Annotated in this window: 17 protein-coding genes and 1 pseudogene; 6 read left to right on the forward strand and 12 right to left on the reverse strand. The window is 47.8% G+C overall.

The features are described 5' to 3' along the window. Positions 1-157 precede the first annotated feature (157 nt). The 4 genes and pseudogenes from E7745_RS10090 to purL all read right to left on the reverse strand — a co-directional run bounded on the left by E7745_RS10090 (position 158) and on the right by purL (position 7529). Positions 158-1861, reverse strand: a complete 1704-nt coding sequence (locus E7745_RS10090) for an acyl-CoA dehydrogenase family protein (protein ID WP_136408772.1) — start codon at positions 1859-1861, stop codon at positions 158-160. Between the two features lie 18 nt (positions 1862-1879). After that, positions 1880-2905 (reverse strand): electron transfer flavoprotein subunit alpha/FixB family protein, encoded by a 1026-nt coding sequence (locus tag E7745_RS10095; protein WP_107032632.1) that lies wholly within the window; start codon positions 2903-2905, stop codon positions 1880-1882. Positions 2906-2913: 8 nt separating this feature from the next. Then, the gene (locus E7745_RS10100) at positions 2914-3786 is read right to left on the reverse strand and encodes an electron transfer flavoprotein subunit beta/FixA family protein (RefSeq protein ID WP_123399766.1); all 873 of its coding nucleotides are present in this window, start codon (positions 3784-3786) and stop codon (positions 2914-2916) included. Between the two features lie 39 nt (positions 3787-3825). Beyond that, positions 3826-7529 (reverse strand): annotated as a pseudogene (gene purL / locus E7745_RS10105) (phosphoribosylformylglycinamidine synthase). Positions 7530-7756: 227 nt separating this feature from the next. Between purL and E7745_RS10110 the strand changes: the two are divergent. Next, positions 7757-8398: an HAD family phosphatase gene (locus E7745_RS10110; RefSeq protein WP_107032635.1), complete on the forward strand. Its 642-nt coding sequence runs from the start codon at positions 7757-7759 to the stop codon at positions 8396-8398. A gap of 18 nt (positions 8399-8416) precedes the next feature. On the opposite strand, the gene nadC is transcribed toward E7745_RS10110, so the two are convergent. After that, on the reverse strand, positions 8417-9265 hold the full coding sequence (nadC, locus tag E7745_RS10115; RefSeq protein ID WP_107032636.1) for a carboxylating nicotinate-nucleotide diphosphorylase: 849 nt from the start codon (positions 9263-9265) through the stop codon (positions 8417-8419). A 26-nt stretch (positions 9266-9291) separates the two neighbouring features. Here nadC and rlmH point away from each other — a divergent pair, with 26 nt between their 5' ends. After that, positions 9292-9765, forward strand: a complete 474-nt coding sequence (gene rlmH / locus E7745_RS10120; RefSeq protein ID WP_107032637.1) for a 23S rRNA (pseudouridine(1915)-N(3))-methyltransferase RlmH — start codon at positions 9292-9294, stop codon at positions 9763-9765. Between the two features lie 30 nt (positions 9766-9795). Here rlmH and E7745_RS14870 read toward each other — a convergent pair whose 3' ends face one another. The 6 genes from E7745_RS14870 to E7745_RS10145 form a co-directional block, all read right to left on the reverse strand. Next, positions 9796-9972, reverse strand: a complete 177-nt coding sequence (locus E7745_RS14870) for a hypothetical protein (RefSeq protein ID WP_161553583.1) — start codon at positions 9970-9972, stop codon at positions 9796-9798. Between the two features lie 6 nt (positions 9973-9978). Next, positions 9979-11178, reverse strand: a complete 1200-nt coding sequence (locus E7745_RS10125) for a D-alanine--D-alanine ligase family protein (RefSeq protein WP_124075968.1) — start codon at positions 11176-11178, stop codon at positions 9979-9981. Between the two features lie 36 nt (positions 11179-11214). Further along, complete coding sequence (locus E7745_RS10130) at positions 11215-12798, reverse strand: Mur ligase family protein (protein WP_124075967.1); 1584 nt, start codon at positions 12796-12798, stop codon at positions 11215-11217. Positions 12799-12813: 15 nt separating this feature from the next. Then, positions 12814-13587, reverse strand: coding sequence for an alpha/beta fold hydrolase (locus E7745_RS10135; protein ID WP_124075966.1), 774 nt, complete (start codon positions 13585-13587; stop codon positions 12814-12816). A 372-nt stretch (positions 13588-13959) separates the two neighbouring features. Then, positions 13960-14424: a hypothetical protein gene (locus E7745_RS10140; protein ID WP_124075965.1), complete on the reverse strand. Its 465-nt coding sequence runs from the start codon at positions 14422-14424 to the stop codon at positions 13960-13962. Further along, positions 14421-15146: a hypothetical protein gene (locus tag E7745_RS10145; RefSeq protein ID WP_124075964.1), complete on the reverse strand. Its 726-nt coding sequence runs from the start codon at positions 15144-15146 to the stop codon at positions 14421-14423. Before E7745_RS10145 ends, E7745_RS10140 begins: the two co-directional genes overlap by 4 nt. A 1098-nt stretch (positions 15147-16244) precedes the next feature. On the opposite strand from E7745_RS10145, the gene E7745_RS10150 reads away from it, so the two are divergent. The 4 genes from E7745_RS10150 to E7745_RS10165 all read left to right on the forward strand — a co-directional run bounded on the left by E7745_RS10150 (position 16245) and on the right by E7745_RS10165 (position 23237). Next, positions 16245-17210, forward strand: a complete 966-nt coding sequence (locus E7745_RS10150) for an efflux RND transporter periplasmic adaptor subunit (protein WP_168182089.1) — start codon at positions 16245-16247, stop codon at positions 17208-17210. A gap of 21 nt (positions 17211-17231) precedes the next feature. Beyond that, positions 17232-20315: an efflux RND transporter permease subunit gene (locus E7745_RS10155; RefSeq protein WP_124075962.1), complete on the forward strand. Its 3084-nt coding sequence runs from the start codon at positions 17232-17234 to the stop codon at positions 20313-20315. 27 nt (positions 20316-20342) lie between these two features. After that, entirely contained in the window at positions 20343-21521 is a 1179-nt protein-coding gene (locus tag E7745_RS10160; RefSeq protein WP_136408774.1) for a TolC family protein, read from the forward strand. A 117-nt stretch (positions 21522-21638) separates the two neighbouring features. Then, positions 21639-23237, forward strand: coding sequence for a rhamnogalacturonan acetylesterase (locus E7745_RS10165; protein ID WP_124075972.1), 1599 nt, complete (start codon positions 21639-21641; stop codon positions 23235-23237). A 293-nt stretch (positions 23238-23530) separates the two neighbouring features. Here the strand turns inward: E7745_RS10165 and E7745_RS10170 are convergent, their stop codons facing one another. After that, positions 23531-24667: an ISAs1 family transposase gene (locus E7745_RS10170; RefSeq protein ID WP_136408775.1), complete on the reverse strand. Its 1137-nt coding sequence runs from the start codon at positions 24665-24667 to the stop codon at positions 23531-23533. Positions 24668-24744 lie beyond the last annotated feature (77 nt).

Below are 24744 nucleotides of genomic sequence, written 5' to 3' on the forward strand. Positions count from 1 at the left end.
GACGAATAAGCTAAGTATTATCATATACTGACCCTGGCGGCGTATGTCATGTGAAATGACGTGAGCCGCCAATTTTGAACAATTCAGTAGAAAAGCAGAAGTCCTGGAAGAATTGTCGCTCTTCCAGGACTTCAGTATTTTTAGTAGTAGGTGAAAATCAGTCTACTTTATATATTTCTACTTCAGCCGGTTTGAAATTGGCAATGAAATCGGCATGCTTGCAGACTTCTGCTTCGGCAAGATTTGTGTAAATCTCCGCTGAGCGCTTGAAGCTTTCATTGCGGTTGGCATCAAGAAGAAGCAGATAGCTCATCACAATCACACCGGCCATTTCAACCAGACGGCGGGCCATGAAATCGCCATAGGCCGAATCTTCAACTGCAGTGACAGCCTCTACGGCTTTTGCATAGCGTTCGGTCATGGCAACCAGACGGTCTTTGAGAGACTGGAGCTCGGGCTTGATTTCCTCTGAATTGTATTCGTTGATCAGGTTAAGGTAAGTCCCGGTAGTGACGTGGCGGATAGCGGCCACAACCTGCAGCTGGGTAGTACCTTCGTAAATTGATGTGATACGAGCATCACGATAGAGACGTTCGCAGGCATAATCTTTCATGAAGCCTGAACCGCCGTGGATCTGGATGCAGTCATAAGCATTCTGGTTGCAATATTCGCTGCCCATGCCTTTTGCCAGCGGAGTGAGGGCATCGGCCAAGCGGCTGTAATACTTCGACTCCTTGCGTTCCTCAGGAGTAAGGCTGCGTTCTTTTGCCAGATCGTCATAGATCTTGTAGATGTCCACATAGCGGGCGCAGGCATAGAGAAGCGAACGGGATGCGTCAAGTTTGGCTTTCATCACCGACAGCATTTCATAGACAGCCGGGAATTCGATGATGGCTTTACCGAACTGTTTGCGGTCACGGGCATAGGCGAGAGCTTCGCGGTAAGCGAGTTCGCTGACGCCGATACTCTGTGCGGCGATACCCAGACGAGCTCCGTTCATGAGAGCCATCACATATTTGATGAGGCCGAGACGGCGTGATCCGCAGAGAACGGCTTTTGCATTTTTATATGTGAGCTCACAAGTGGGAGATCCCTTGATACCCATCTTGTTTTCGATACGGCGAACGTTAACACCTCCGTCACGCTTGTCATAGATGAACATCGAGAGACCACGGCCGTCTTTTGTGCCGGCTTCTGAGCGGGCAAGTACCAGGTGAATGTCGCTGTCACCATTGGTGATGAAGCGCTTCACGCCGTTGAGCAGCCATGTGCCGTCAGGCTGTTCTGTGGCCTTTAGCATTACACTCTGAAGGTCAGATCCGGCATCTGGTTCTGTAAGGTCCATTGACATGGTCTCTCCCTGGCATACGCGGGTGATGAATTTTTCTTTCTGAGCTTCGTCAGCGAATTCATAGATGGTCTCGGCGCAATCCTGAAGGCCCCAGAGATTTTCGAAGCCTGTGTCGGCACGGCTGACAATGTCGGCAGCCATGATATAGGGAGTGATCGGGAAGTTGAGACCTCCGTAACGGCGGGGCATTGCCATGCCCATCAGACCTGCTTTACGGCAGGCATCGAGATTCTCTTGTGTTTTGTCAGCATAGATGACACGGCCGTTTTCAACTCGCGGGCCCTGGTGGTCGACATCCTCTGCGTTCGGTGCGATGATGTCGCCGCATATTTCGCCTACGATTTCAAGAACTTTGTCATAGCTGTCCTGAGCATCGGCATAGTCGAGCGGTGCATAGTCGAATTTCTCGGCATCGGTATAGTTACGTTCTTTCAAAGCCACGATCTTCTCCATCAGAGGATGGGTAAGATGGTGTCTGAGATCGGGATTATCTGTATAAAAGTTAGCCATTGCTATAGAATTACCGTGTTATTTGGAGTTTTTCTTGTAATATTTGATCAGCTTGGGCACCACTTCTTCAAGATTGCCGGTAATGACATAGTCGGCTATAGTGTTGATAGGGGCTGCGGGATCATTGTTGATTGAGATGATGATAGAACTGTCCTGCATGCCGGCGATGTGCTGGATCTGACCGGAGATGCCACAGGCGATATAGAGTTTCGGGCGTACAGTCACACCGGTCTGTCCGATCTGACGGGCATGTTCGGTAAATCCGGCATCGACGGCAGCACGTGATGCTCCGACTTCTGCACCGAGTGTGTCGGCGAGTTCGTGGAGAAGCTGGAAATTTTCTTTTGAACCTACTCCGTAACCTCCGGCTACAATGATGGGGGAGTTCTTGATGTTGATTTTCGATTTTTCAATATGGCGGTCGAGAATTTCAACTACAAAATCTTCGTCAGATACATATTTCGCGGCATCGAGTTCAACGATTTCACCTTTGTGGGCGGGATCGAAAATTTCTTTCTTCATCACGCCTTCACGCACGGTGGCCATCTGCGGGCGGCATTCCGGGTTGACGATTGTAGCAACGATGTTGCCACCAAATGCAGGGCGAATCTGAAGAAGGAGGTCCTTGTATTCCTTGCCGGTCTTTGGATCAGTGTGATCGCCGATTTCCAGAGAGGTGCAGTCTGCTGTCAGACCGCTGTGCAGACATGAGCTGACACGGGGACCGAGGTCACGGCCTATGCAGGTGGCTCCCATAAGGCAGGCCTGGGGCTTGATTTCGCGGAAAAGGTTTATAAGGACTGCGGAGTGAGGATTGGAAGTGTAAGGATAGAGACGCTTGTCCGATACTTTATAAAGGCGGTCTACACCATAAGGGAATACCTGCTCTTCAACGCCGTCAAGGTTGTCTCCTACAACGATTGCCTCAAGCTTAACGCCGAGTCGTGAAGCGAGCACCCGGCCTTTGGTCAGAAGTTCGAGGCTGACATCGGCAACGCGACCGTCCTCGAATTCGAGATATACTATTAAATTATTCTGGTCCATAGTGCTGCTTATCCGATAGTGTGATTAGTGATGAGTTCCTTGATGAGATCTTCGATTTCAGCGTCATTGTCAGAGAGTACACGGCAATCTTTGGCTGTGAAGACCACGTTTTCAATAGCCTTGACCTTTGTCGGAGAACCTGGCAGACCGATCTGTGCCGGATCGGCGTCGACATAAGCCGCGCTCCATTCCTTAAGATTGAGGTATGGGCGCTTCTCAAGAAGGGCCTTCTGGCTGTCACTGAGTTTTGCAGCTTCGCTGGGAGAGACTGCATATTTGTATTTCTGGACTCTCATTGCATTGCGCGGGCGGCATGCTGGAGCAGATCCGTTGACAGTCACCACGCAAGGCAGAGGCGCTTTGACGGTTTCAACGCCGTTTTCCAGGCGTCGTTTTACTGTTACATAGCCGTCTTTAAGTTCAATGATTTCCTCGGCATATGTCACCTGAGGGATTCCGAGCTTTTCGGCAATCTGCGGACCAACCTGAGCCGTGTCACCGTCGATAGCTTGGCGGCCACCGAGAATGATGTCATATTTGCCGAACTTTCTGACTGCCTGAGCGAGGGAGTAGGAAGTGGCAAGAGTGTCTGCTCCGCCGAGCACACGGTCGGTAAGTACTATTCCACTGTCGGCTCCGCGATAGATGGCTTCGCGGATTATTTCTGACGCGCGCGGTAAGCCCATTGTAAGCAATGTGATGGTCGAACCGGGGTTGGCATCCTTGAGACGGAGCGCCTGTTCAAGGGCGTTCAAGTCTTCGGGATTGAAGATGGCCGGCAATGCCGCACGGTTGATTGTGCCATCTTCTTTCATTGCATCTTTGCCCACATTGCGGGTGTCAGGCACCTGTTTGGCGAGCACGATGATGTTAAGACTCATAATTTGGTTTGTTTGACTATAGGGTTATTAGATAGGTAATTATTTCTTAGTTTTATCTTCTACCCATTTGCGGGCGTTGATAAAGGCGTCGATCCACGGTGTGACTTCATCGGCGCGACGGCTTGCCGGATAGTAGCCGCACTGCCAGGGGAAGATGGCGCGTTCGAGGTGTGGCATCATGGCTAGATGACGGCCGTCGGCTGAGCAGATGCCGGCTACAGATGCACGTGAGCCGTTGGGATTACCGGGATAAGCGCTGTAATTGTATTTGGCCACAACATTGTAGTCACTCATAGCCATTGGCAGGTTGAATTTGCCTTCGCCATGAGCAACCCAGATGCCCAGTTTGCTTCCTGAAAAAGAGCCGAGCATTACGGAGTTGTTGGCCGGAATGCTTACGCCGAGGAACTGAGATTCGAATTTGTGGCTGTCATTGTGAAGCATCTTGGTCTTTTTCGGGTGTTCGGGATTGATCAGACCGAGTTCGATCATAAGCTGGCAACCGTTGCAGATGCCGAGTGAGAGTGTGTCTTCGCGGGCGAAGAAGTTCTTGAGTGCGCGTTTGGCGTTTTCATCCCATTGGAAGCCTGAGGCCCATCCTTTTGCCGAACCGAGTACATCGGAGTTGGAGAAGCCGCCGCAGAACACTATCATGTTGACATCTTCCAGAGTCTCACGGCCACTCATGAGATCGGTCATATGAACGTCCTTGACATCAAAGCCTGCAAGATAGAGCGAATAGGCCATCTCGCGGTCGCCGTTGACACCCTTTTCGCGGATAATAGCCGCTTTGACGCGGTCTCCATGACCGTCACGGCGCAGTGCGATGCCTCTTGATGCGAGCTTGCCGTCAAAACCGGCGGGCATACGATAGCGGATAGGCTGTTTTTTGTAGTTCTCAAATCGGCTGCGGGCACATTTCTCTCCGCTCTGGAGTGCATCCATGAGGTAGCTGGTGTGGAACCATACATCACGGAGATAGTCGATTCCGAGCAGGCGCTGTGTGCCATTGTGGCTGATGATCAGAGTGCGTTCAGAGGTGGGAGCACCGATATGGCAGAAGCGCACACCTGCTTTTGTCAGAATTTCATCGACAGATGCGATTTTCGATGCTTCAACCTGTGCTACAAGAGCCGGGTTCTCTGCAAAGAGAATCTTTACAAGATCTGATTCTCCAAGCTGTTCGAATCCGGTGGTGTCAAATTCGATGCCTCCGTCGGTATTGGCGAATGTCATTTCAAGGAGTGTGGTCAGAAGACCTCCGGCAGATACGTCATGGGCAGCCATGAGTTTGCCACGCTTGACAAGGGTCTGCACCGTCTCGAAAGCAGTGACAAATTTCTTGGTGTCGCATACGGTCGGAGCTTCTGATCCAAGTTTGCCCTGGGTCTGTGCAAGTGCCGATCCTCCGAGCTTAAGAGAGTCGGATGAGAAATCTATATAATAAAGGATAGAGTTTTTCTTTCCGAGCACGGGGCTGAGAGTCTTGCGGACATCACTTACTTCGCCGGCGGCTGAAATGATGACGGTGCCGGGGCATAGACCTTGTCGGCTCCGTATTTCTGGGTCATCGACAGAGAGTCTTTTCCGGTGGGGATGTTGACTCCAAGTTCGCAGGCGAATTCGGAGCAAGCTTCAACCGCGCGGTAGAGAGCTGCGTCTTCTCCGGGGTTTTTGCAAGGCCACATCCAGTTGGCGCTGAGTGAGAGCCCTTTTATGCCATCGCTGAGAGGAGTGGCTACAATGTTTGTCAGAGCCTCGGCAACTGCGATTACAGAACCCTTTGCTGAATCAATCAAGGCTACCTGAGGAGCATGGCCGATCGAGGTGGCGATACCTTTGGTGCCTGAATAGTCAAGGGCTACTACGCCGCAGTCGCTCAGAGGAAGCTGTATTTCACCCTGGCACTGCTGACGGGCTATTTTGCCGGTGATCGAGCGGTCTACCTTATTTGTGAGCCAGTCTTTGCAGGCTACGGCTTCAAGCGAAAGCACGGATGCCGCATAGCGATCGATGTCATCTTCGTTGTATTCGCCGTCAGTATATGCAGTCTTGACAGTCGAGTCGGTGAGTGTGGTCTTGGGTGATGAACCGAACATGTCAGACATGGCGAGGTCGATCGGTTTCACGCCATCCTTCTGTTCGAATACGAAGCGATGGTCGCCGGTGGTTTCTCCGACCACGTACATCGGCGCGCGTTCGCGTTCTGCGATAGTGCGGACATAGTCAATATCTTCTTTCTTGAGAACCATGCCCATGCGCTCCTGGCTTTCGTTGCCAATGATTTCTTTTGACGAGAGTGTTTTGTCACCTACAGGGAGTGCGTCAATTTCGATGCGTCCGCCAGTTTCTTCAACGAGTTCCGACAGGGCGTTGAGATGACCGCCTGCGCCGTGGTCGTGGATTGAAACAATCGGATTGTTGTCATTCTCAGCCAATGCGCGGATCACGTTTGAGACGCGCTTCTGCATTTCCGGGTTGGCACGTTGCACGGCATTGAGTTCTATGCCGGAAGCATACTGGCCGGTCTCCACAGACGAGACTGCGCCGCCACCCATGCCGATGCGATAGTTGTCACCACCCATCACCACAACAGCTTCACCTGCTTCGGGAGTTCCCTTGATAGCGTCTTTGGCTGCTGCATAGCCTACACCTCCGGCAAGCATGATCACCTTGTCGTAGGCATACATTTTGCCGTTTTCATCGTGCTCGAATGTCAGGAGGGAGCCGCAGATGAGGGGCTGACCGAACTTGTTGCCGAAATCAGAAGCGCCGTTAGAGGCTTTGATGAGGATTTCGGCGGGAGTCTGATAAAGCCAGGCGCGAGGGTTCATCATAAGTTCCCAAGGGTAGTTTCCGAGCCGGGGATATGATGTCATATACACAGCTGTGCCTGCCAATGGCAGACTGGCGCGTCCTCCGCCGAGACGGTCACGTATTTCACCGCCGCTGCCGGTAGCTGCGCCGTTGAACGGCTCTACTGTTGTGGGGAAGTTGTGAGTCTCGGCTTTGAGCGAGAGGACAGTTTTGAGGTCGCGTACTTCAAAGTAGTCGGAGCGTTCAGGATGTGTAGGGTAGAACTGAGCTACAGTGGGGCCCTCTACAAATGCCACATTGTCTTTGTAAGCCGAAACAAGCTTGTTGGGGTTGACCTGAGATGTCTTTTTGATAAGCTTGAATAATGAAAGCGGTTTCTCCTCGCCGTCAATAACGAAAGAGCCGTTGAAAATTTTGTGACGGCAGTGTTCGCTGTTGACCTGAGAGAAACCGAAAACTTCACTGTCTGTGAGCGGGCGTCCCAGTCGTGCACTAAGGTCGCGCAGATAATCTTCTTCTTCAACGCTCAGCGCCAGACCTTCACGCTTGTTATATTCCGTGATGTCGGCTATACGCTCTATTGGAGCGGCTGTGTTGTTGGTGGTAAACACTTTGGAGTTCAGTCCGTCATAAAGGCGGGAGAGCATTTTGTCAAATGATGGTTCGCCTGATCCGACTTTGTGGAATTCCTCGATTCGGGTAATTCCTTCGATTCCCATATTCTGGGTGATCTCTACCGCATTGGTACTCCACGGAGTTATCATTTCTTTTCTTGGACCGATGAATCGCCCTTTTACCGAAGTTGAAGAGAGGGGAGAAGCACCGTCGAAGAGCCACGCGAGTTTCTCTTTTTCTGAGTCAGAGAACTTGTGGGTAGTCTCTACGGCATAAATAAGGTTGGCACCTTTTTTGAAAAATACGACCATAGTGTTGTTATATGCAATGATTGGTGTGAAATCGTGGTGTTTGTGGGCGCTCCCTGAAATAAAGTAGCCCACGGCAAAGTTACAATAAATCTCTCATTTAACCAAGCGTTGAATTTGAGAAATTGTTGTACCTTTGTACCCTCATGCGTGTAGCTCATAACTGTTGTGATGACACCGCATTGAATTAATAATAGATTTTTTATTGCTTCTTAATAGACTTTGATAATATGGAAAGAAAAACAGGTGTGCTTTTTGATCTTGACGGAGTCCTCGTCGACAGCGAGGGAGAATACACTAAATTCTGGGGTGCTATGGGACGTCGCTACAACGTCGGCGGCGAAACTTTCGCATACGATATAAAGGGCACTACTCTGGCAGAGATTCTTAAAGGCTTTCCGGAGGATGAGCGCGATGGCATTGTCAGAGAACTGCACGAATTTGAAAAAAACATGACTTATCCCTGGATTCCGGGGGTGGAAAAATTCCTGCATATCCTTTCTGAGCGAGAAATTCCGTTTGCCATTGTGACCAGTAGTGATGAGGTCAAGATGAGCTATCTGTTCAAAGCTCATCCTGAGTTGAAAGAAATGGTGAGCGCACTTGTTACAGCCGGGCTGGTAACCAACAGCAAGCCGGATCCAGAAGGCTATCTGAAAGGCGCATCTATGATCAGAGTGCCTATCGAGGACTGTTTCGTGTTTGAAGACTCGATGCAGGGGCTTGAGGCCGGACGCCGTTCGGGGGCGACTGTAATCGGGCTTGCCACAACCAATTCGCGTGAACGCATCAACGGAAAAGCCCACAAAATCATTGATGATTTTGCAGGCTTCAGTATTGATGATATGCAGGCGGCAAGGGTGTCAGAATGACCCTTTGCCGTCATATGGCTATTTCATCGCTTTGAAACTCATGTCAAGGCCTTTGACAGAGTGGGTAAGTGCTCCGACTGAGATGAAGTCTACACCACATTCGCCATAGCTGCGGAGGGTGTCAAGGGTGATACCTCCTGATGATTCTATTTCGGTGCGTCCGTGAATGAGTTTCACTGCTTCGCGTGTGCGCTCAGGGGTGAAATTGTCAAGCATGATGCGGTCGACTCCCGCCTCAAGAGCCTGGCGGATTTCGTCCTCGTTGCGGACTTCAATCTCGATTTTCAGATCTTTGCCTTTCTCGGCAAGATATTTGCGAGCCGCACTCACAGCCTGCGGAATGCCACCGGCAAAATCAACATGGTTGTCCTTGATAAGGATCATGTCAAAGAGCCCGATGCGGTGGTTGCAACCGCCTCCGATACGCACGGCTTCTTTTTCAAGCATACGCATGCCGGGAGTGGTCTTGCGGGTATCAAGAACTTTGGTCTTCAGGCCTTCGAGCTTCTGCTGGTATTTGGCTGTCTGTGTTGCTATCCCGCTCATGCGCTGCATGATGTTGAGCATTACGCGCTCAGTCTGGAGCAAAGAACGGACGCTTCCTTCGACCTCGAATGCGATATCGCCCGGTTTTACATGAGAGCCATCTTCGATGAATACGGTCATTTTCAACTGAGGGTCGAATTTTTCGAATACCTTGCGTGCTATTTCAACGCCTGCGAGAATACCTTCTTCTTTGACTATAAGATGCTGCCTGCCTTGTTCTTCTGCTGGGATGGTGCTGAGTGTGGTGTGATCGCCGTCACCAACATCTTCAGCAAAGGCAAGATTGAGAAGATCGTCGATAAGTTCGTCTTTAGTTTTCATATTGATGGAGAATAAATAATTGATTCATGAAAATAACATTGATAGCAGTCGGAAAAACTTCAACCGATTACATAGAACGCGGCATTGCGGAGTATTTTAAGCGTTGTAACCGCTACATGCCGATGGAGCTTTGCGTCATACCTGATGTCAAGGCTGCAAAAGCATTTTCGGAAGATAGCCAGAAACAGCGTGAGGGTCAGGCTATCCTTGCGGCTTTGCAGCCGGGCGATGTGGTGGTGCTTCTTGACGAGCGTGGAAAAGAATTCACGTCAAGAGAATTTTCCGGAATGATCGAACGCCGTATGATCCAGGGTCTGAAGCGGCTGGTGTTCGTCATCGGTGGCCCTTATGGATTTTCAAAGGAGGTCTATTCAAGGGCTGATGACAAACTTTCGCTCTCACGGATGACTTTCACTCATGAAATGGTGCGACTGTTTTTCGCCGAACAGCTTTACCGGGCCATGACCATCATGCGCGGGGAGCCGTATCATCATGATTGAACGGCTCCGCAGCGGAGCACTCAGGCAGATCTATGCTATTTTATAGAGCAGCCACACGAATGCCAGAGCAAAGGCTGTATATATGAGTGTGGCTCTGATGAAAAGGGCCCAGCGGCGTTTTTTGCGCCCAGACATATATGTATAGAGACCTCCGCCGAGAATCCCGAAGCCGATGCAGTATGCGATCCAGAAACCGATGCTTCCCATGCCAGATCAGTGTTTGGGTGATTTAGCTCCTTTGACACCACCTTTGACACCACCTGACATAGAGAAGATGTTTTGGTCATAGCTGACGGTTTTCAGGCCTTGTTCGCGTTTGCGTTTAAGAGCGAGCTGTACAAGACGATCCATGAGCTTGTCGAATGACAGACCGGTGGCTTCCCAAAGATAGAATGAAAGAGAACCGGGTATTGTGTTGATTTCATTGACAAATATTTCATTGGTGTCATCATCGACAATGAAGTCGATGCGGCTCACTCCGTGACAGCTGAGCACTCGGAATGTCTCTCCGGCAAGGTGGCGGATTTTATCAGTCATTTCCGCCGGAAGTTCCGCCGGAATTCTTTTCTGTGATGCCTGCATGCCTTTAGCTCCTTTTGTACCTCCCATGTATTTATCTTCATATGAAAGGATTTCAGCGCTTTTTATAGGTTCTTCGAGTACTGATGACTCATATTCATCGCAGTCTCCGAGCACAGAACAGTTGATTTCTTTTAGATTGTCGACCATATGCTCGACAATGAGCCGTGAGCTGTATTTCTGGGCGATGTCTACCTTTTCAATAAGCTGCTCTCTATTGCCGGCTCGCCCGATGCCTACGCTTGATCCAAGATTGGCGGGCTTGACAATTACCGGATAACCGATTTTTTCTTCAATTTTTGCGATAAGCTCGTCTCGTTGACTGAACCACTGCTTGTCGGTGAACCATACATAGTCAATCACGGGCACTCCGGATTCGCGCAAAATCATTTTCATCGTGATCTTGTCCATACCATTGGCACTCGCAAGGGTGTCGCATCCGGCATATGGGATTCCGATTGTTTCAAGCACACCTTCGAAAATTCCGTCTTCAACATTGGTCCCGTGGAGCACGGGGATAGCTACGTCAAGTGTGCAGACCGGGCCTTTGGCTCCGAATAGTCCGCCGGTTTTGGCGCGGTAGAGATTATAGTCGCCATAAATCGGTTTCAGATAGACTTCGGTGCATTTTTCAAGCAGCGAAGGGATGTTGCGGTAGTTGGAAATTTCAAATAAAGCATCGCCGGTATAGAACCGCCCCTGCTTAGTTATATATATAGGTGTGACGTCATATTTGTCGCGGTTTATTGCATGCATGGCTTGCGATGCCGAGATAACAGAAATCTCATGCTCGGTAGAGCGTCCGCCAAAAAAGACTCCGATGTTTGTTTTCATTTTGTGTTGTTGTATAATCAGAATAGAGTGTTTTATTTATTTGAATGTATCCGGGAGATCATTTTCGTAGAGGATGGTATCGCCCGGTTTTAGGGTTGTTGCCAGTAATTGCTGGGCTTCGCTGAAAGAGTTGACGGCGTGCACGTCAAGTGATGTCGTGTCGGTCGACTTGATGCCAGAGATGATGGCTTCACGGTTGTAGTGCCCGACTATGATGGCTATGTCGGCGGCTCCGGCTATGTATTCGCCAAATTTCGCATTCAGTTCCTCCTGACGTTCTCCGAGTTCGATCATTCCGGGAGTGACGATTATGCGTCGTCCGCCGGTCATCATTTTCAATACGTCGAGTGCCATTTTCGACCCTGTGGGATTGGAGTTGAAGGCATCGTCTATGATGGTCACACCTCCGGGCGTACGTTTCATATTCAGGCGGTGTTCCACCTGTTGGATGTCATTGACGGCATAGCGGATTTTTTCAATCGGAACTTCAAGCCTTAACGCTACTATTATAGCGGCCAGTAAGTTTGATACATTGCATTCGCCTACCAAATGGGTTGAAAATCCGAATTTTTCACCTGTTGGAGTAACTACTGTGAATGAGGTGCCATGAGCTGAATATCGTATATCTTCGGCTATATACTCGGCCGGGCCACATTCACTTACAGCATAGCGGATGCACTTGACGTTGTCAACCTTGCGGTTGGCAACGAAGGGGAAATCATTGTTGACTACAGCAAGTCCGTCAGTCGGGAGCGAGTCTATGAGCTCAAATTTTGTCCGCTGCACATTCTCAATGGTCTTGAACGATTCGAGATGCTGCTCGCCTACCGCTGTCACGATTCCGATCTCAGGATGCACCAGGTCGCAGATTTCTTTGATATCGCCCGGTTGCTTGGCCCCCATTTCAACAATGAATACTTCGTTATAGGGCTTGAGATATTCTCTGACGGTGCGGATCACACCCATCGTGGTGTTGAAACTGCCCGGAGTCATCATCACATCATATTTCTCCGAAAGAATGCGGTTGAGATAGTGTTTGGTGCTTGTTTTTCCATAGCTTCCGGTCACACCGATGATTTTCAGATCTGGCATTCCGCGTAGAATCCGCTCGGCATCCTGATAGTATTTGCGATTGATATTGGCTTCGACCGGCTTCAGCAGCCAGTTTGCTACAAGAGCAAAGCTCTGTGAAAAACAGAATGCGGCAAGGATGATGTCAACTACAAATATCAGTGACGCTCCTTGAGCCTGGCAGACAAAGAGGCAGATCACAGTGGGTATTGCAGCCAGCAAAAGCATCGTTAGCAGTATGCGGGAGGCCCGTCGGGTCATCACAAGCGGTTTTTTGTATTTCTTTCGGACAAGGATGATTGTGTTTGTCAGAGACACTGCGCATATGAGCCCTGCTGAGATCCATATTGCCGGTGTCAGAGTTGACAGAGAGGCCAGTAATACGGCTCCGCTGACCAGACGCATGGCGGAGGTGCTGTCTTGTGACGTTGAAAGCCAGCGGCTGTAGCGGTCATTGCGATAGGAGTTCTGCTGAAGCATCATTAGCTGTCTTCTGAATTCAAACACAAGTGCTATGACAGCTATGATAATGGTAATATATACAAGCATGATTCTGTTTTGATTTTATTTGGCGGTTAGAAAGCTGCGCAACACAGCGGCAAACTGGCCGGGATTATCAAGGAAACTATAATGGCCACAGCCGGCAAAAGAGACCAGCCCTGCGCCGGGGATGTGTTTTTCCATCTTGCGGGCGTCGCTGATCGGAGTCGCAGTGTCATTCTCTCCCCAGATGAGAAGTGTGGGGGCTTTGATCATCGGCAGTCTGTCACTGAGGTCTTCATTTACTACTTTTGAGAGGATCCGGCGCATCATCGGCGAGGCCCCCGCATAGTCACTTGATCCGGCTTTTGCTCTCCGCTTGTCAAGACGGCGTTCGGCTTCATCGTGGCCGAATATCAGATACATCAGTCGTTTCAAGGTTTTGAATGTGTAAATCTTCCAGTAGTATCTGAATGTGCGTTTAGGCTTGATGCCAGCCGCATCAACCAATATAAGTTTTTCTACAGGATTGCGTGAGGAATAGAGGATACCGACACGGCCTCCGAAAGAGTGTCCGAGCAATACAGGCGGTGTTTTGAGCGACAGACTGTAGATCAGATGTTCGATCAGGCGTGTGTATTGCTCAACTCCCCAGACTTCTTCCGGCTCTTCTGACTGTCCGAAACCGGGGAAATCCACATTTATCACACGATAACCGCAGGCAAGAGCTGTACGCTCGACAGAGGCAAGGGTTGAATGATCGCAACCCCAACCGTGCATGAGCACAATCGTGGCTGTCCCGTCACCGTTATCGGTAAAATGGAATCGCCGTTCGTCAAAAATGATTTCCTTATCCATCTGTATTGCTAATTGACTTGCAAAATTATGAAAAAGCAATGAATAAACATGCTTGTCAAGCCAAAAAGTTTGTAGTCAGAATACCGCCTTCGAGTTTTTTGTGTTGTGTTTTTCCGAACCCCCTTTCTTGGATTACATATCATTGATCAGCACTTCCACAGACAACAGTCTCAAAGAAAGTTGCGATTCTAAGGTGTCTTGAATGAAACAACGGATAACTTAACGTGGGGAAAAAGAATATAACTGAATATAGATAGTTACAATGATTATCAACAACTTAGCCAATCCGCAAATTTGACTGATTTGTAAGATTTTCTACCTATTTAAACAGGCTTATCGCACATAGTAATAATAAAAATATTTTGTTCACATTCATTGTTTTATAACTTTCCGAGCTTTGAATTTGTATATATCTTTATCTTGATTCGGATGTAGGACGGGATCTTGTTGCGTCCATTGTACCCAAAGTTCATTAGGCGTTAATTTTTCAATATACCAATAGCCCTCCACGGAATGTCCGGTCATGTATATGACTACAAAATTCTCTGTTGTGAAAGTCCATTGATAATAGCTCACATCGTCTTTTTTAGAAATATCAGTGAACGACCCGCTGGCAAACCAACCCTTGCCGGTTTTGTCAAACTTATATATCCTAGTTTCATCGTCATAGGTTTCTACACTACCATAGCCATAATCGGCGTACGACATAAGCCATTCGACATCAGTCAACATTGTCACTGTCGTTTGCTGACCTTCATCAAGATAGCCTGAACGCCCTTCACATGACGACAAAACCGCCAACATACAAGCGAAAACTGGGATTACTACTGATTTCATCTTGAAACTGAAACTGACAACATTCCGTCGCCGATAAGGTTTTCTCCCCCGATGGACATCCACCCATTGCCGAATTTTGAGATTATCCTATATGAATTATTCTCTCTGGGATTTCGTATCCCCGAAAAAACAACGATCCCTTTATCTGGATTTGAAGTATCGCCAAATGATAGCTGGTAGTAGTAGAACAACGATTTACTACTTGCAGAAACATTCAGCGTCATCTCTTCTTGAGAGTAAAAGCTCGTTGATTCGCATCTCCTTGAATCTACGGTAAGATTGGCGACATTGCTACCACCTATCGATGTTATTCCGCAATTTTCTATTTCTATGAACTCCGTGTTGCTTCCTTGTATGATTGTATTTGAGGTAGCCGTGGAATATATCATTGCGGTTGCAATTCCTGAGCGTTTGATGGAGTACAATAGACCGTTTATTTCCTCCATTTCACCGATGAACCTCTCTCTGTTGAACGAGCTTACCTCCATAAGCTCCTCGCGACTGCGGTTGACAATATAATCGGAGGCATTAATTTTTTTATCTGGATTAATGAAGAATCTCCCAGAGACATTATCAACATCCACAAACTGCGATAATATCTGAGCATCAGTTTCGTATGCTCTGATTGGAGTAGGCTCATTGAAAACGGTATTATCATCACGACATGATGATAATGAAAAACCGAGCGACAGTAGTGTCACGAAAATTAGTGGCTTATTCATATTCTATTACGTTCACCATTGACCCGATGGAAAGATTAAATTATAATGCAGAAACGTGAGCCAACTATGCCACGTCTTAGTTTGAAGGTCATAGGAAACCATTTGTGCAGATGTAACAATAGTGGTTCTCTCGCACATGTTTGTGAATTTCCTACGTTCTCAAACTACAAGATACGCATAACGCTTCTTATTTTTCCAAAATGTCGTGACTGGATACTTCCAATCATTCGCAAAGATACAACTTTTTATGGCTCGTGTCAATAGCTTGTGCAAAAATAAGTTTGGTTTGGTCATAGATATATACATCTATACTGAACCAAACCAATAAATATATGCTGGGCAAAAGAGAAAAGCCATTATCTGATTTTCTTTTTACCAGCCCCTATATCTATCTACATACTGACCGCCGAAAGAAGAAAACCGAGGCAAAAGAATAGAACTAAAAATAACTAACACCTGCAAATTAAACTTAAATACTTACTATTATCTTGTACTAAATTTCTCAATTAGTACATATTCAGTACACATAATTTTAGATTGTCATCTATACATCAATTAGTTAAGTGCAATACATCGGAACAACGGATGCTTATGACATTGCATAATTGCGCCGTAAACACCTGAAATTTATAGTGTATTGTATCAATTAATTCTTGACAGTCGCTTTACCTGTTGCATTGTCGATCTCGAAATCTGGTGACATATAGAATTTTGCTTATTTATGGTGGTCATGAACGGTTGCATTTGCCACAAGTATCTATTTTGGGACCGTCTGCAATTTTGCAAGGTTTATCCGAGATTCTGCAACATTTCTTTGATGTGTCATTGCTACCTTTGTGGCAACTTCTGATACCGTGGTTCTGGATTTATCGGCTCATGCCAGAACCGATGTTCAATGAAAATTTTTCGAATACAATGCTTTTTAAATTATCAAAACCAGTTGCACCCTCTTTACTGCTTTTTGCGACAGCCGTATTTGTTTCTTGCTCAGGCCATAATCATTCTGATGGCCATTCTGCTGAGGCGGAGGATCATGAGCACAAGCATGACCATACGGGCGAAATCGTGATGTCTCCTTCTGATGCCCTTCGGTTTGGAGTGAAATCAGAGGCGATTGAGAAAGCTCCTTTTGCCGAAGTTGTTAAAGCTGTCGGCGAGATTCTTCCGGCATCGTCTGACAGAGCGGTTGTCAGTGCTCCCACATCAGGAATTGTGAGGCTTGCACGAGGCATTGAACTTGGCAAGAGTGTGCGTTCCGGTGAGCTCATAGCTTCCGTTTCGGCCAAAAATGTCAGTGGCGGAGATATTAATGAAGCTGCCAAAGCGAATTTTCAGGCTGCAAAACGTGAACTCGACAGGCTCGAACCGCTTCTTAAAGAAGGCATAGTAACCAAGAAGGATTATAATGAGGCTTTACGAGCCTATGAAGAGGCAAAAAGTGCTTTCAGCCCGGTTGCGGCTGGCGGAAGTGCGGTTGCCGGTATTCCAGGCGTGATTTCAGAACTGTCGGTCAATGACGGAGCTTATGTGGAAGCAGGCCAGACTATTGCCGTGATAGGGCGTAATTCCCGTCTGACATTGCGGGCTTTGCTTCCTTCCGCAGAGGCAGCCTTCCTCCCGAAAGTTGCCACAGCCAATTTCAGACCTTCGCGAGGCGGTGAGATGGTGTCATTGGCTGATCGTAATTGCACGATTCTGTCATCATCGCCCACAGGCACTACTTTACCGGGCTATGTTGCAGTGTATTTTTCGTTTGACAGTAATGGAGATGTTGTTCCCGGTATGCCTGCCGAAGTCTATCTGATTGGAACAGACAAGGCTGAGACTCTGGCAGTGCCTGTCGGTGCGGTGTCGGAACAGCAAGGCGAGAATTTTGTATATGTAAAGGTTGATGACCATGCCTATAAGAAACAGCCTGTGACTCTGGGGCGTAGTGACGGCCGTAGAATTGAAGTGCTGTCAGGAGTCAATGACGGGGACTCTGTAGTTACTTACGGTTCGACATTTGTCAGGCTGGCAGAAACCTCTACTGTTGTTCCGGAAGGTCATTCACATTCTCACTAAATAATCAGGTTTTATTCGGTTATGCTCAACAGAATAATTAGATTTTCGCTTGACAACCGTCTGGCGGTTGTTGTGATTTCAGCTTTGTTGCTCATCTACGGAGCAATTGTACTGCTTCGTACTGAAGTCGACATATTTCCTGATCTGAATGCTCCTACGGTCGTTGTGATGACTGAAGCCCCAGGCATGGCACCGGAAGAAATCGAACGGGTGATCACTTATCCGGTGGAAACTTCGGTTAATGGTGCCACTGGTGTCCGTCGGGTCCGTTCGGCTTCGGCTACCGGACTTTCGTCTGTATGGGTCGAGTTTGACTGGGGTACTGATGTCTATCTTGCCCGTCAGATTGTAGCGGAAAAGCTCTCTGAAATAGAAGGGGCACTTCCTCCGGGTGTAGGAAAGCCGACGCTTGGACCGCAGTCGTCCATCCTTGGCGAGATCATGATCATCGGGCTGACGGCTGATTCGATAACATCTGCGGAAGAACTGCGCACTATAGCAGACAGCCGCATCAGGCCGAGACTGCTGTCGCTTTCAGGCGTTTCGTCTGTATCAGTGATTGGTGGTGATGCTCGCGAATATCAGATTTTGCTTGATCCTGCCTCAATGCAGCAGTTTGGTGTCACTCTGACAGCAGTGCGTGATGTTGTAACACAGATGAACAGCAATGCTTCCGGCGGAGTGATTTATCAGCACGGCAATGAATATATAATAAAAGGAGATATCGCTACTTCGGATCTTGATAAAATCGGCAATACGGTTATTCTTACGAATGATGCCGGTATGCCGGTCAGGCTTTGTGATATAGCTGAAATGAAAGTAGGTGCGGCGGAGCCTCGTTTAGGCACCGCCTCGGTCAATGCCACTCCGGCCGTATTGCTTACTGTAACAAAGCAACCGGCAGTAGGTACGATAAACCTGACAGAGGAAATCGAGGGCTGCCTGGGACAGTTGCAGAAAACAATGCCGTCTGACGTGGTTGTCAACACTGATATTTTCCGTCAGTCGGAGTTCATATCTACCTCTATCAGCAACTTGCAGGAGGCTTTGTTTATCGGAGCGATATTCGTGATTGTTGTTCTGTTCTTCTTCTTGATGAACTTGCGCACGACTGTCATATCGCTCGTGGCTCTACCATTGTCCATTATTGTTACCGTGCTTGTCTTGCATTGGCTGGGTATGACGATCAACACAATGAGTCTTGGCGGCATCGCCATCGCTATAGGCTCATTGGTGGATGATGCGATTGTCGATGTAGAGAATGTCTACAAACGGCTTAGAGAAAACCTTAAAAAAGGACAATCAGTCATATCTGTGATTTATGAAGCGTCGAAAGAGGTGCGTCTGCCGATTTTCAATTCATCGTTGATAATCATGGCCAGCTTCCTGCCGCTGTTCTTCCTTGACGGTATGGAAGGCCGAATGCTCAAACCGCTTGGTATCTCATTTATTGTAGCTTTGATAGCATCAACAATAGTGGCACTGACAGTTACCCCTGTGCTTTGCTCATTCCTCCTTGGCAGTAAAAAGGCCATGCAGGCTCTTGACAGAGAACCGAAGTTTTCGCGGTGGCTTCGTTCTGGCTATGACAAAGCTCTTGCCTGGTCATTCGGCCATGTGAAATCCATTTTCATAACCACCGGGCTGTTGTTGCTGGTTGCTATTGGGATTTTTTTCTCTCTCGGCCGTAGTTTCCTGCCTCCATTCAATGAAGGGTCGCTTACTATAAACGTCAGCACTCTTCCGGGAATTTCGCTTGAGGAGAGTGACCGTCTCGGACGGGAAGCGGAGAAAATCATACTTTCTATGCCGGAAATTTCATTAACTGCCCGTAAGACCGGGCGTGCCGAACTCGACGAGCACTCTCTCGGTGTGAATGTCTCAGAAATTGAAGCACCTTATAAACTTGATCACGGACGGAGCCGTGCGGAACTTCTTGCTGATCTTCGCCATGAACTATCCCATTTGCCCGGAGTCAACGTGGAAATCGGACAGCCGATATCTCACCGCATTGACGCTATGCTTTCGGGTACCGAAGCGCAGATTGCAATAAAAATTTTTGGCGATGACCTTCAGCGCTTATATAATATAGGTAATGAAATAAAAAATCATATTGCTTCTGTTGACGGGGTTGTCGATGTGAATATCGAGCAACAGGTGGAGAGACCTCAGCTTGACATCCGCCCCAGACGTGACATGCTTGCATATTATGGGGTGACCATGCCGGAATTCGCCGATTTTATCAATATCGCACTTGCCGGAGAAAAAGTGTCGCAGGTATATGAAAACGGGTTTCCCTATGATCTCACTTTGAGAATGGCTCCGTCAAGCAGATCTACTATGGAAGATATCTCTGTATTGGCCATTGATACACCCAAAGGCAAGGTGCCGTTGAGTGAAGTGGCTGACATTGTTTCGGCCACCGGTCCCAATACTATTAACCGGGAAAATGTAAGCCGCAGGATTGTGGTCTCTGCCAATGTCGCCGACCGCGATCTGAAAGGTGTTGTAGATGATATCCGGGCTGAGATCGATGAAGAAATAAGGTTGCCTGAGGGCTATTTTATCAGCTATGGCGGCCAGTTTGAAAATGAAGCCAAAGCCGCCGGAACCCTTGCGATTGTATCAATCATTGCACTCGTCATAATATTCTTGTTGCTTTACGGCCAGTTTCATAGCGCTACACAGTCATGGATCATACTTCTGAACATGCCACTTGCCATAATAGGCGGAGTTTTTCTATTGAGACTGACAACTGGTGAACTAAATATTCCCGCTATAATAGGCTTTATCTCGCTGCTTGGAATCACTACCCGCAACGGAATGCTGCTGATGTCGCGCTACGACCAGTTGCGTCAGGAGGGAACCGGTTTGATGGAACGTATCCGTCATGGCTCTTCCGACCGTCTGAACCCGATTCTTATGACTGCCCTGAGTTCTGCTCTTGCGCTGATTCCTCTCGCTGTGAACGGTGATAAGCCGGGCAATGAAATACAGTCACCGTTGGCCATTGTGATCCTTGGCGGTTTGCTAACCTCAACAATACTTAATATCTTTGTAGTCCCGTTAGTATATTATTATTCACAGCGCAAAAAAGAAAAGTAGTTTAAACTTTGATATTAAGATATATAGATGAAATTTCCAATATCGTTGATGGCCTTGGCTCTTACAGTGTGTTCTGTTTCGGCTTCAGATTTTGACAAGGTTCTGAATACAGTGGTGTCAAATAACATGGCTCTGAAATATGCCGATGCTGAAAATCAGGCGGCAATAGCATCATTGAAGTCGGAAAACACCCTTGACGCTCCTGAAATCGGATTTGAAAGTCTATGGGGGGCAAAAGGAATCGGAGATAAACGCAATTTTTCGATCTCTCAAGGGTTTGACTGGCCGGGGGTATATACTGCCAGACGTGAGGCTATACGTAAATCTCAGGCCGCTATGCAATATCTTCAGGAGTCTGCAATGATTGAAGCGCGCCAGGAAGTACGTTTGCTTCTGATAGATATAATTTATGCAAAGCAGCGTATTGCCGCTACAGAAAAGATCTGTGACGGTCTTTCTTCTCTTCAGAAAACGTTCAGAAAGGCTGTCGATGAGGGCAATGAGACAAAACTCGACTATAATAAGTCTGTGATTGAAAAGATTGCAGCAGAAAGAGAATTGAAAACATTGCGTGGAGAATATGCTGCGATGCTTGCCTCTCTGCGAGCTATGAACGGAGGCAAAGACGTTGAAGATCTGGTAGCATCAGTCGGGAATGTTTATCCGGAGGTGGATCTGGCTTCTCTTCGTCCGGATGTGGAAAATATCAGGGCAAAAGATCCGGCAATAGCGGCCATGAAAGCTGATGCTGAAGTTCAGAAGTCATTGCTTAAAGTTGAAAAGCGATCGTTGCTGCCTGGCTTTACTCTCGGTTATAGTCATGAATGGGAGATGGGCGACAGATTCAACGGATTTTCTGTTGCTGTAAGCCTCCCGTTCATTACGGGTAATAAAAAAGTAAAAGCCTCCCGTCTGCAGGTCAGGGCCTCTGAAATGCAACAGGAAATGGAACTGATACGCCTGTCGGCTGCTATGTCAGGTGACTACGAAAAGGCTCTTCTGTATCGTGAGCTTCTCGATCAGTATGAAGATATCATGAATGATAATTCCGATTTCGAACTCTTGAAAAAGGCTTTTGATGGCGGACAGATTAATTTTCTGACCTATATGCAGGAACTTAATTATTTCCTCGCCGCTCGTCGTGATTTTCTTGAGACACTGTATAATTACAATTGCGCGTTGGCTCGTCTTCAGCGCTATAACTGACAAGTAAAAGGGGTGTTCAATAACAGTTGTTATAGAACGCCCTCTAATATTTTGAATTGATCTTTTTTGATGGATATCGAAATTTGCAGAAAATCCTTTGTTGCAGGTCTGGCAGCTATGGCTCTTATGGCACCTCAACTGATGTCAGCCCAGCGCAAAGCTGTAGCTGCACCGATGGAAGACCGGAATCAGGTTGTAGATAACACGCTTGACAGTCTGAATAAAGCTCGTTTTGCCCGTCCGCTTGCCGGATCATCGCGCAAAGGTGACAATCCGGTGCTTTTCCTCGTGGGTAATTCCACCATGCGAACCGGCACTCTGGGCAATGGGAATAACGGCCAATGGGGATGGGGGCGTTTCTTCCCGGACTATTTTGACAGTGAGAAAATCACAGTCGAGAATCATGCACTCGGAGGCACAAGCAGTCGCACGTTCTATGAACGTCTCTGGGAGGATGTGTTGTCCGGTGTACGTAAAGGAGACTGGGTCATGATCGAACTTGGTCATAATGACAACGGCCCTTATGACAGTGGCCGGGCAAGAGCCTCGATTCCTGGAATCGGCAAAGACACACTCCATGTTACCATTAAAGAAACCGGAGAACAGCGTATTGTCTATACCTACGGAGAATATCTGCGTCGTTTTATCCGCGAGACAAAGGCGAAGGGCGCGAATCCGATATTGCTTTCGCTTACACCGCGCAACGCATGGGCTGATGCCGACAGTACGGTCATTGAACGTGTCAACGAAACATTCGGTCTCTGGGCCCGTCAGGTTGCAAAAGAAATGAAGGTCCCGTTCATAGATCTTAATGAGATTTCAGCCGCCAAGTTTGAGCGTTTCGGCAAAGAGAAGGTAAAGACTATGTTTTATATTGACCGAATCCACACAAGTGAATTCGGCGCAAGAACCAATGCAGCATCTGCTGCTGAAGGCTTGAGAGGATTGAAAAAATGCCGTCTGACATCTTTCCTAAAGCCTGTTGCGGCAGATACTGTCACCGGCAAAAGCCGGACTTCCGGCCGTCCCGTAGTGTTCACTATCGGAGACAGCACAGTCAAGAATGAAGATTCTGATGAAAACTCGATGTGGGGCTGGGGCAGTGTGCTTCAGGATTATATTGATCCGGCAGTGGCCTCGGTTGAGAATCATGCTGTAGCCGGACGAAGTGCGCGAATGTTCGTTGACGAAGGCCACTGGGATAAAATCTACAATGCCTTGCAGCCTGGAGACATAGTGCTCATCCAGTTCGGCCATAACGATGCCGGACCGATCAATAGCGGAAAGGAGAGGGCCGAATTGCCCGGCACGGGGGCGGAAAGCAAAGTCTTCAAGATGAAAAGTAACGGCCAGTACAAGGTTGTCTATACCTATGGATGGTATCTTCGCAAGTTCATAATGGATGCGAAGGAGAAGGGTGCTGTTCCGGTTGTGATCAGTCACACTCCGCGCAATAAATTTGACAACGGTCTGATTGAAAACAATTCAGCATCATTTGGCGCATGGACTGCCGAGGTAGCCGGGCAGCAGAATGTTCCGTTCATTGATCTGAATGGACTGATCGGCCGCAAGTTGCAGCATATGGCAGACCATGAAGGACTCCTGACGGTGAACCGTTGTTATAAAAACGACCATTCTCATTTTTCGCTTGAAGGTGCCAGGCTTAATGCCCGTGAGGTTGCCGAGATCGTCAACAGACTTTTGGAAGCGAAATAAAATTCTAGATCACAGTTCGTAAAACCACATAACAAAGCCAGGCTTCTGCGATTCAAGAAGCCTGGCTTTGTTTTGTTTTGAGGTCAGAAATATTTGAACAAATATCGAATGCGGGAAACTGTATTTCCCATACGGCGGCTAATTTTGCGGTGGAAACAGGTAGCTCCGTCACGGCTCTTTCATTTAACCTAAAATAAATAGCATATCTTCCCTTACCCGGTTCATTGAGAATCGGGTAATTTTTCCATGTCTGTATATCAAAGAGTTATTCTGGTATCAAAATCTTATTTTTTTCACTTTTGACTTAAAAATCGAATCAGTCTGGTAAAGCTCATCGAGATATGTCTGATCAGTTCGGCTATGCCTTTATTCTTATCTGATTGTTTCTTGCGAAGTCCTTTCCATATTGAGAACACCGAGTAAACTATTCTTTGTATGGTATCGAGGTTTCTGGCGGCTCTTGTTGACTTGCGTTTTATATTGTCCTGCTGAAGATTGTAGTCCAGCCCCCAGTGCATACTTTCTATTGACCAATGGTTGCGCACGAAGATTCCTGGCTTCGGAGTATGCGTAGGCATACTGCTGACGTACAGGCGTTTTTCTGAGGTGTGTACTCCTGTTGACTTTTTGACTGTGGACGATTCATACTCTATGATGGTCATGTTTCCGCCCCATTTCTTCTTGTCTGCGATAATGTCCAGTCCGTCATATACGCGGTAGGTTCTCGTCTCTATCCTGCCGTGGGCCAGTTCGGGACCTTCGGTGTAAGAATATACCGGTGTGTGTTCCACTAGCCTGTCCTCAATGCCGTATCGCAATGACGGCTGGTTGGCTTTGAGTTCTATCAGAAAGTCTCCGCCTTTCTTTCTGATTTTCTCGACAATATCCTTCTGCATAGACATTGCGTCGGCTGTGACAATCTTTCCTGCGACATCTATTTTATCAAGAAGTATCGGTATGGCCTTTATCTCGTTGCTCTTTTCCTGACAGGCTTCGGTGGCGATTGTTATGCCGGTGCTGAACGAATAGGCAGAGACGATATCCGGGCTTCGCCCGTTTTCCTGAACGGTGCCGCGCTCGGCTTTGCCGTCAATGCAGATTATTTCAATGATGCGGCTGGCGCAAGTAAGTCTTTCAAGGAATATGTCTGCGAACTGCTGCATCCTGTCGGCCATATCCATATCGTTGATGCCGTTCTCCACACGGCAAAGCGTGGCCTCAGATGGTACGCCGTTCCTTAACAGGCCCATTTTGTGTAATTTGTTGAGGTTGTATCTGCCGAACTCCAATATCTCGGCTCGTCCGATGCATCCGGCCATACGTCCGAGTATCATCAGCATGATGATATCGTTGAGGCTGTGACGGAAATTGCCTTTGTCCAATCTACGGAAATCCGGCACGGATGAGGCAAACGCTCGAAGTTCTTCCATGATACTGCGCCTTGTGTCAAATTTATTGTTATTACTGTCCGCTAAACTTTTTTTGAGCGATTGAAAAATTAGGGCTG

The organism is Duncaniella sp. C9 (genome assembly GCF_004803935.1).
Lineage (GTDB): Bacteria > Bacteroidota > Bacteroidia > Bacteroidales > Muribaculaceae > Duncaniella > Duncaniella muris.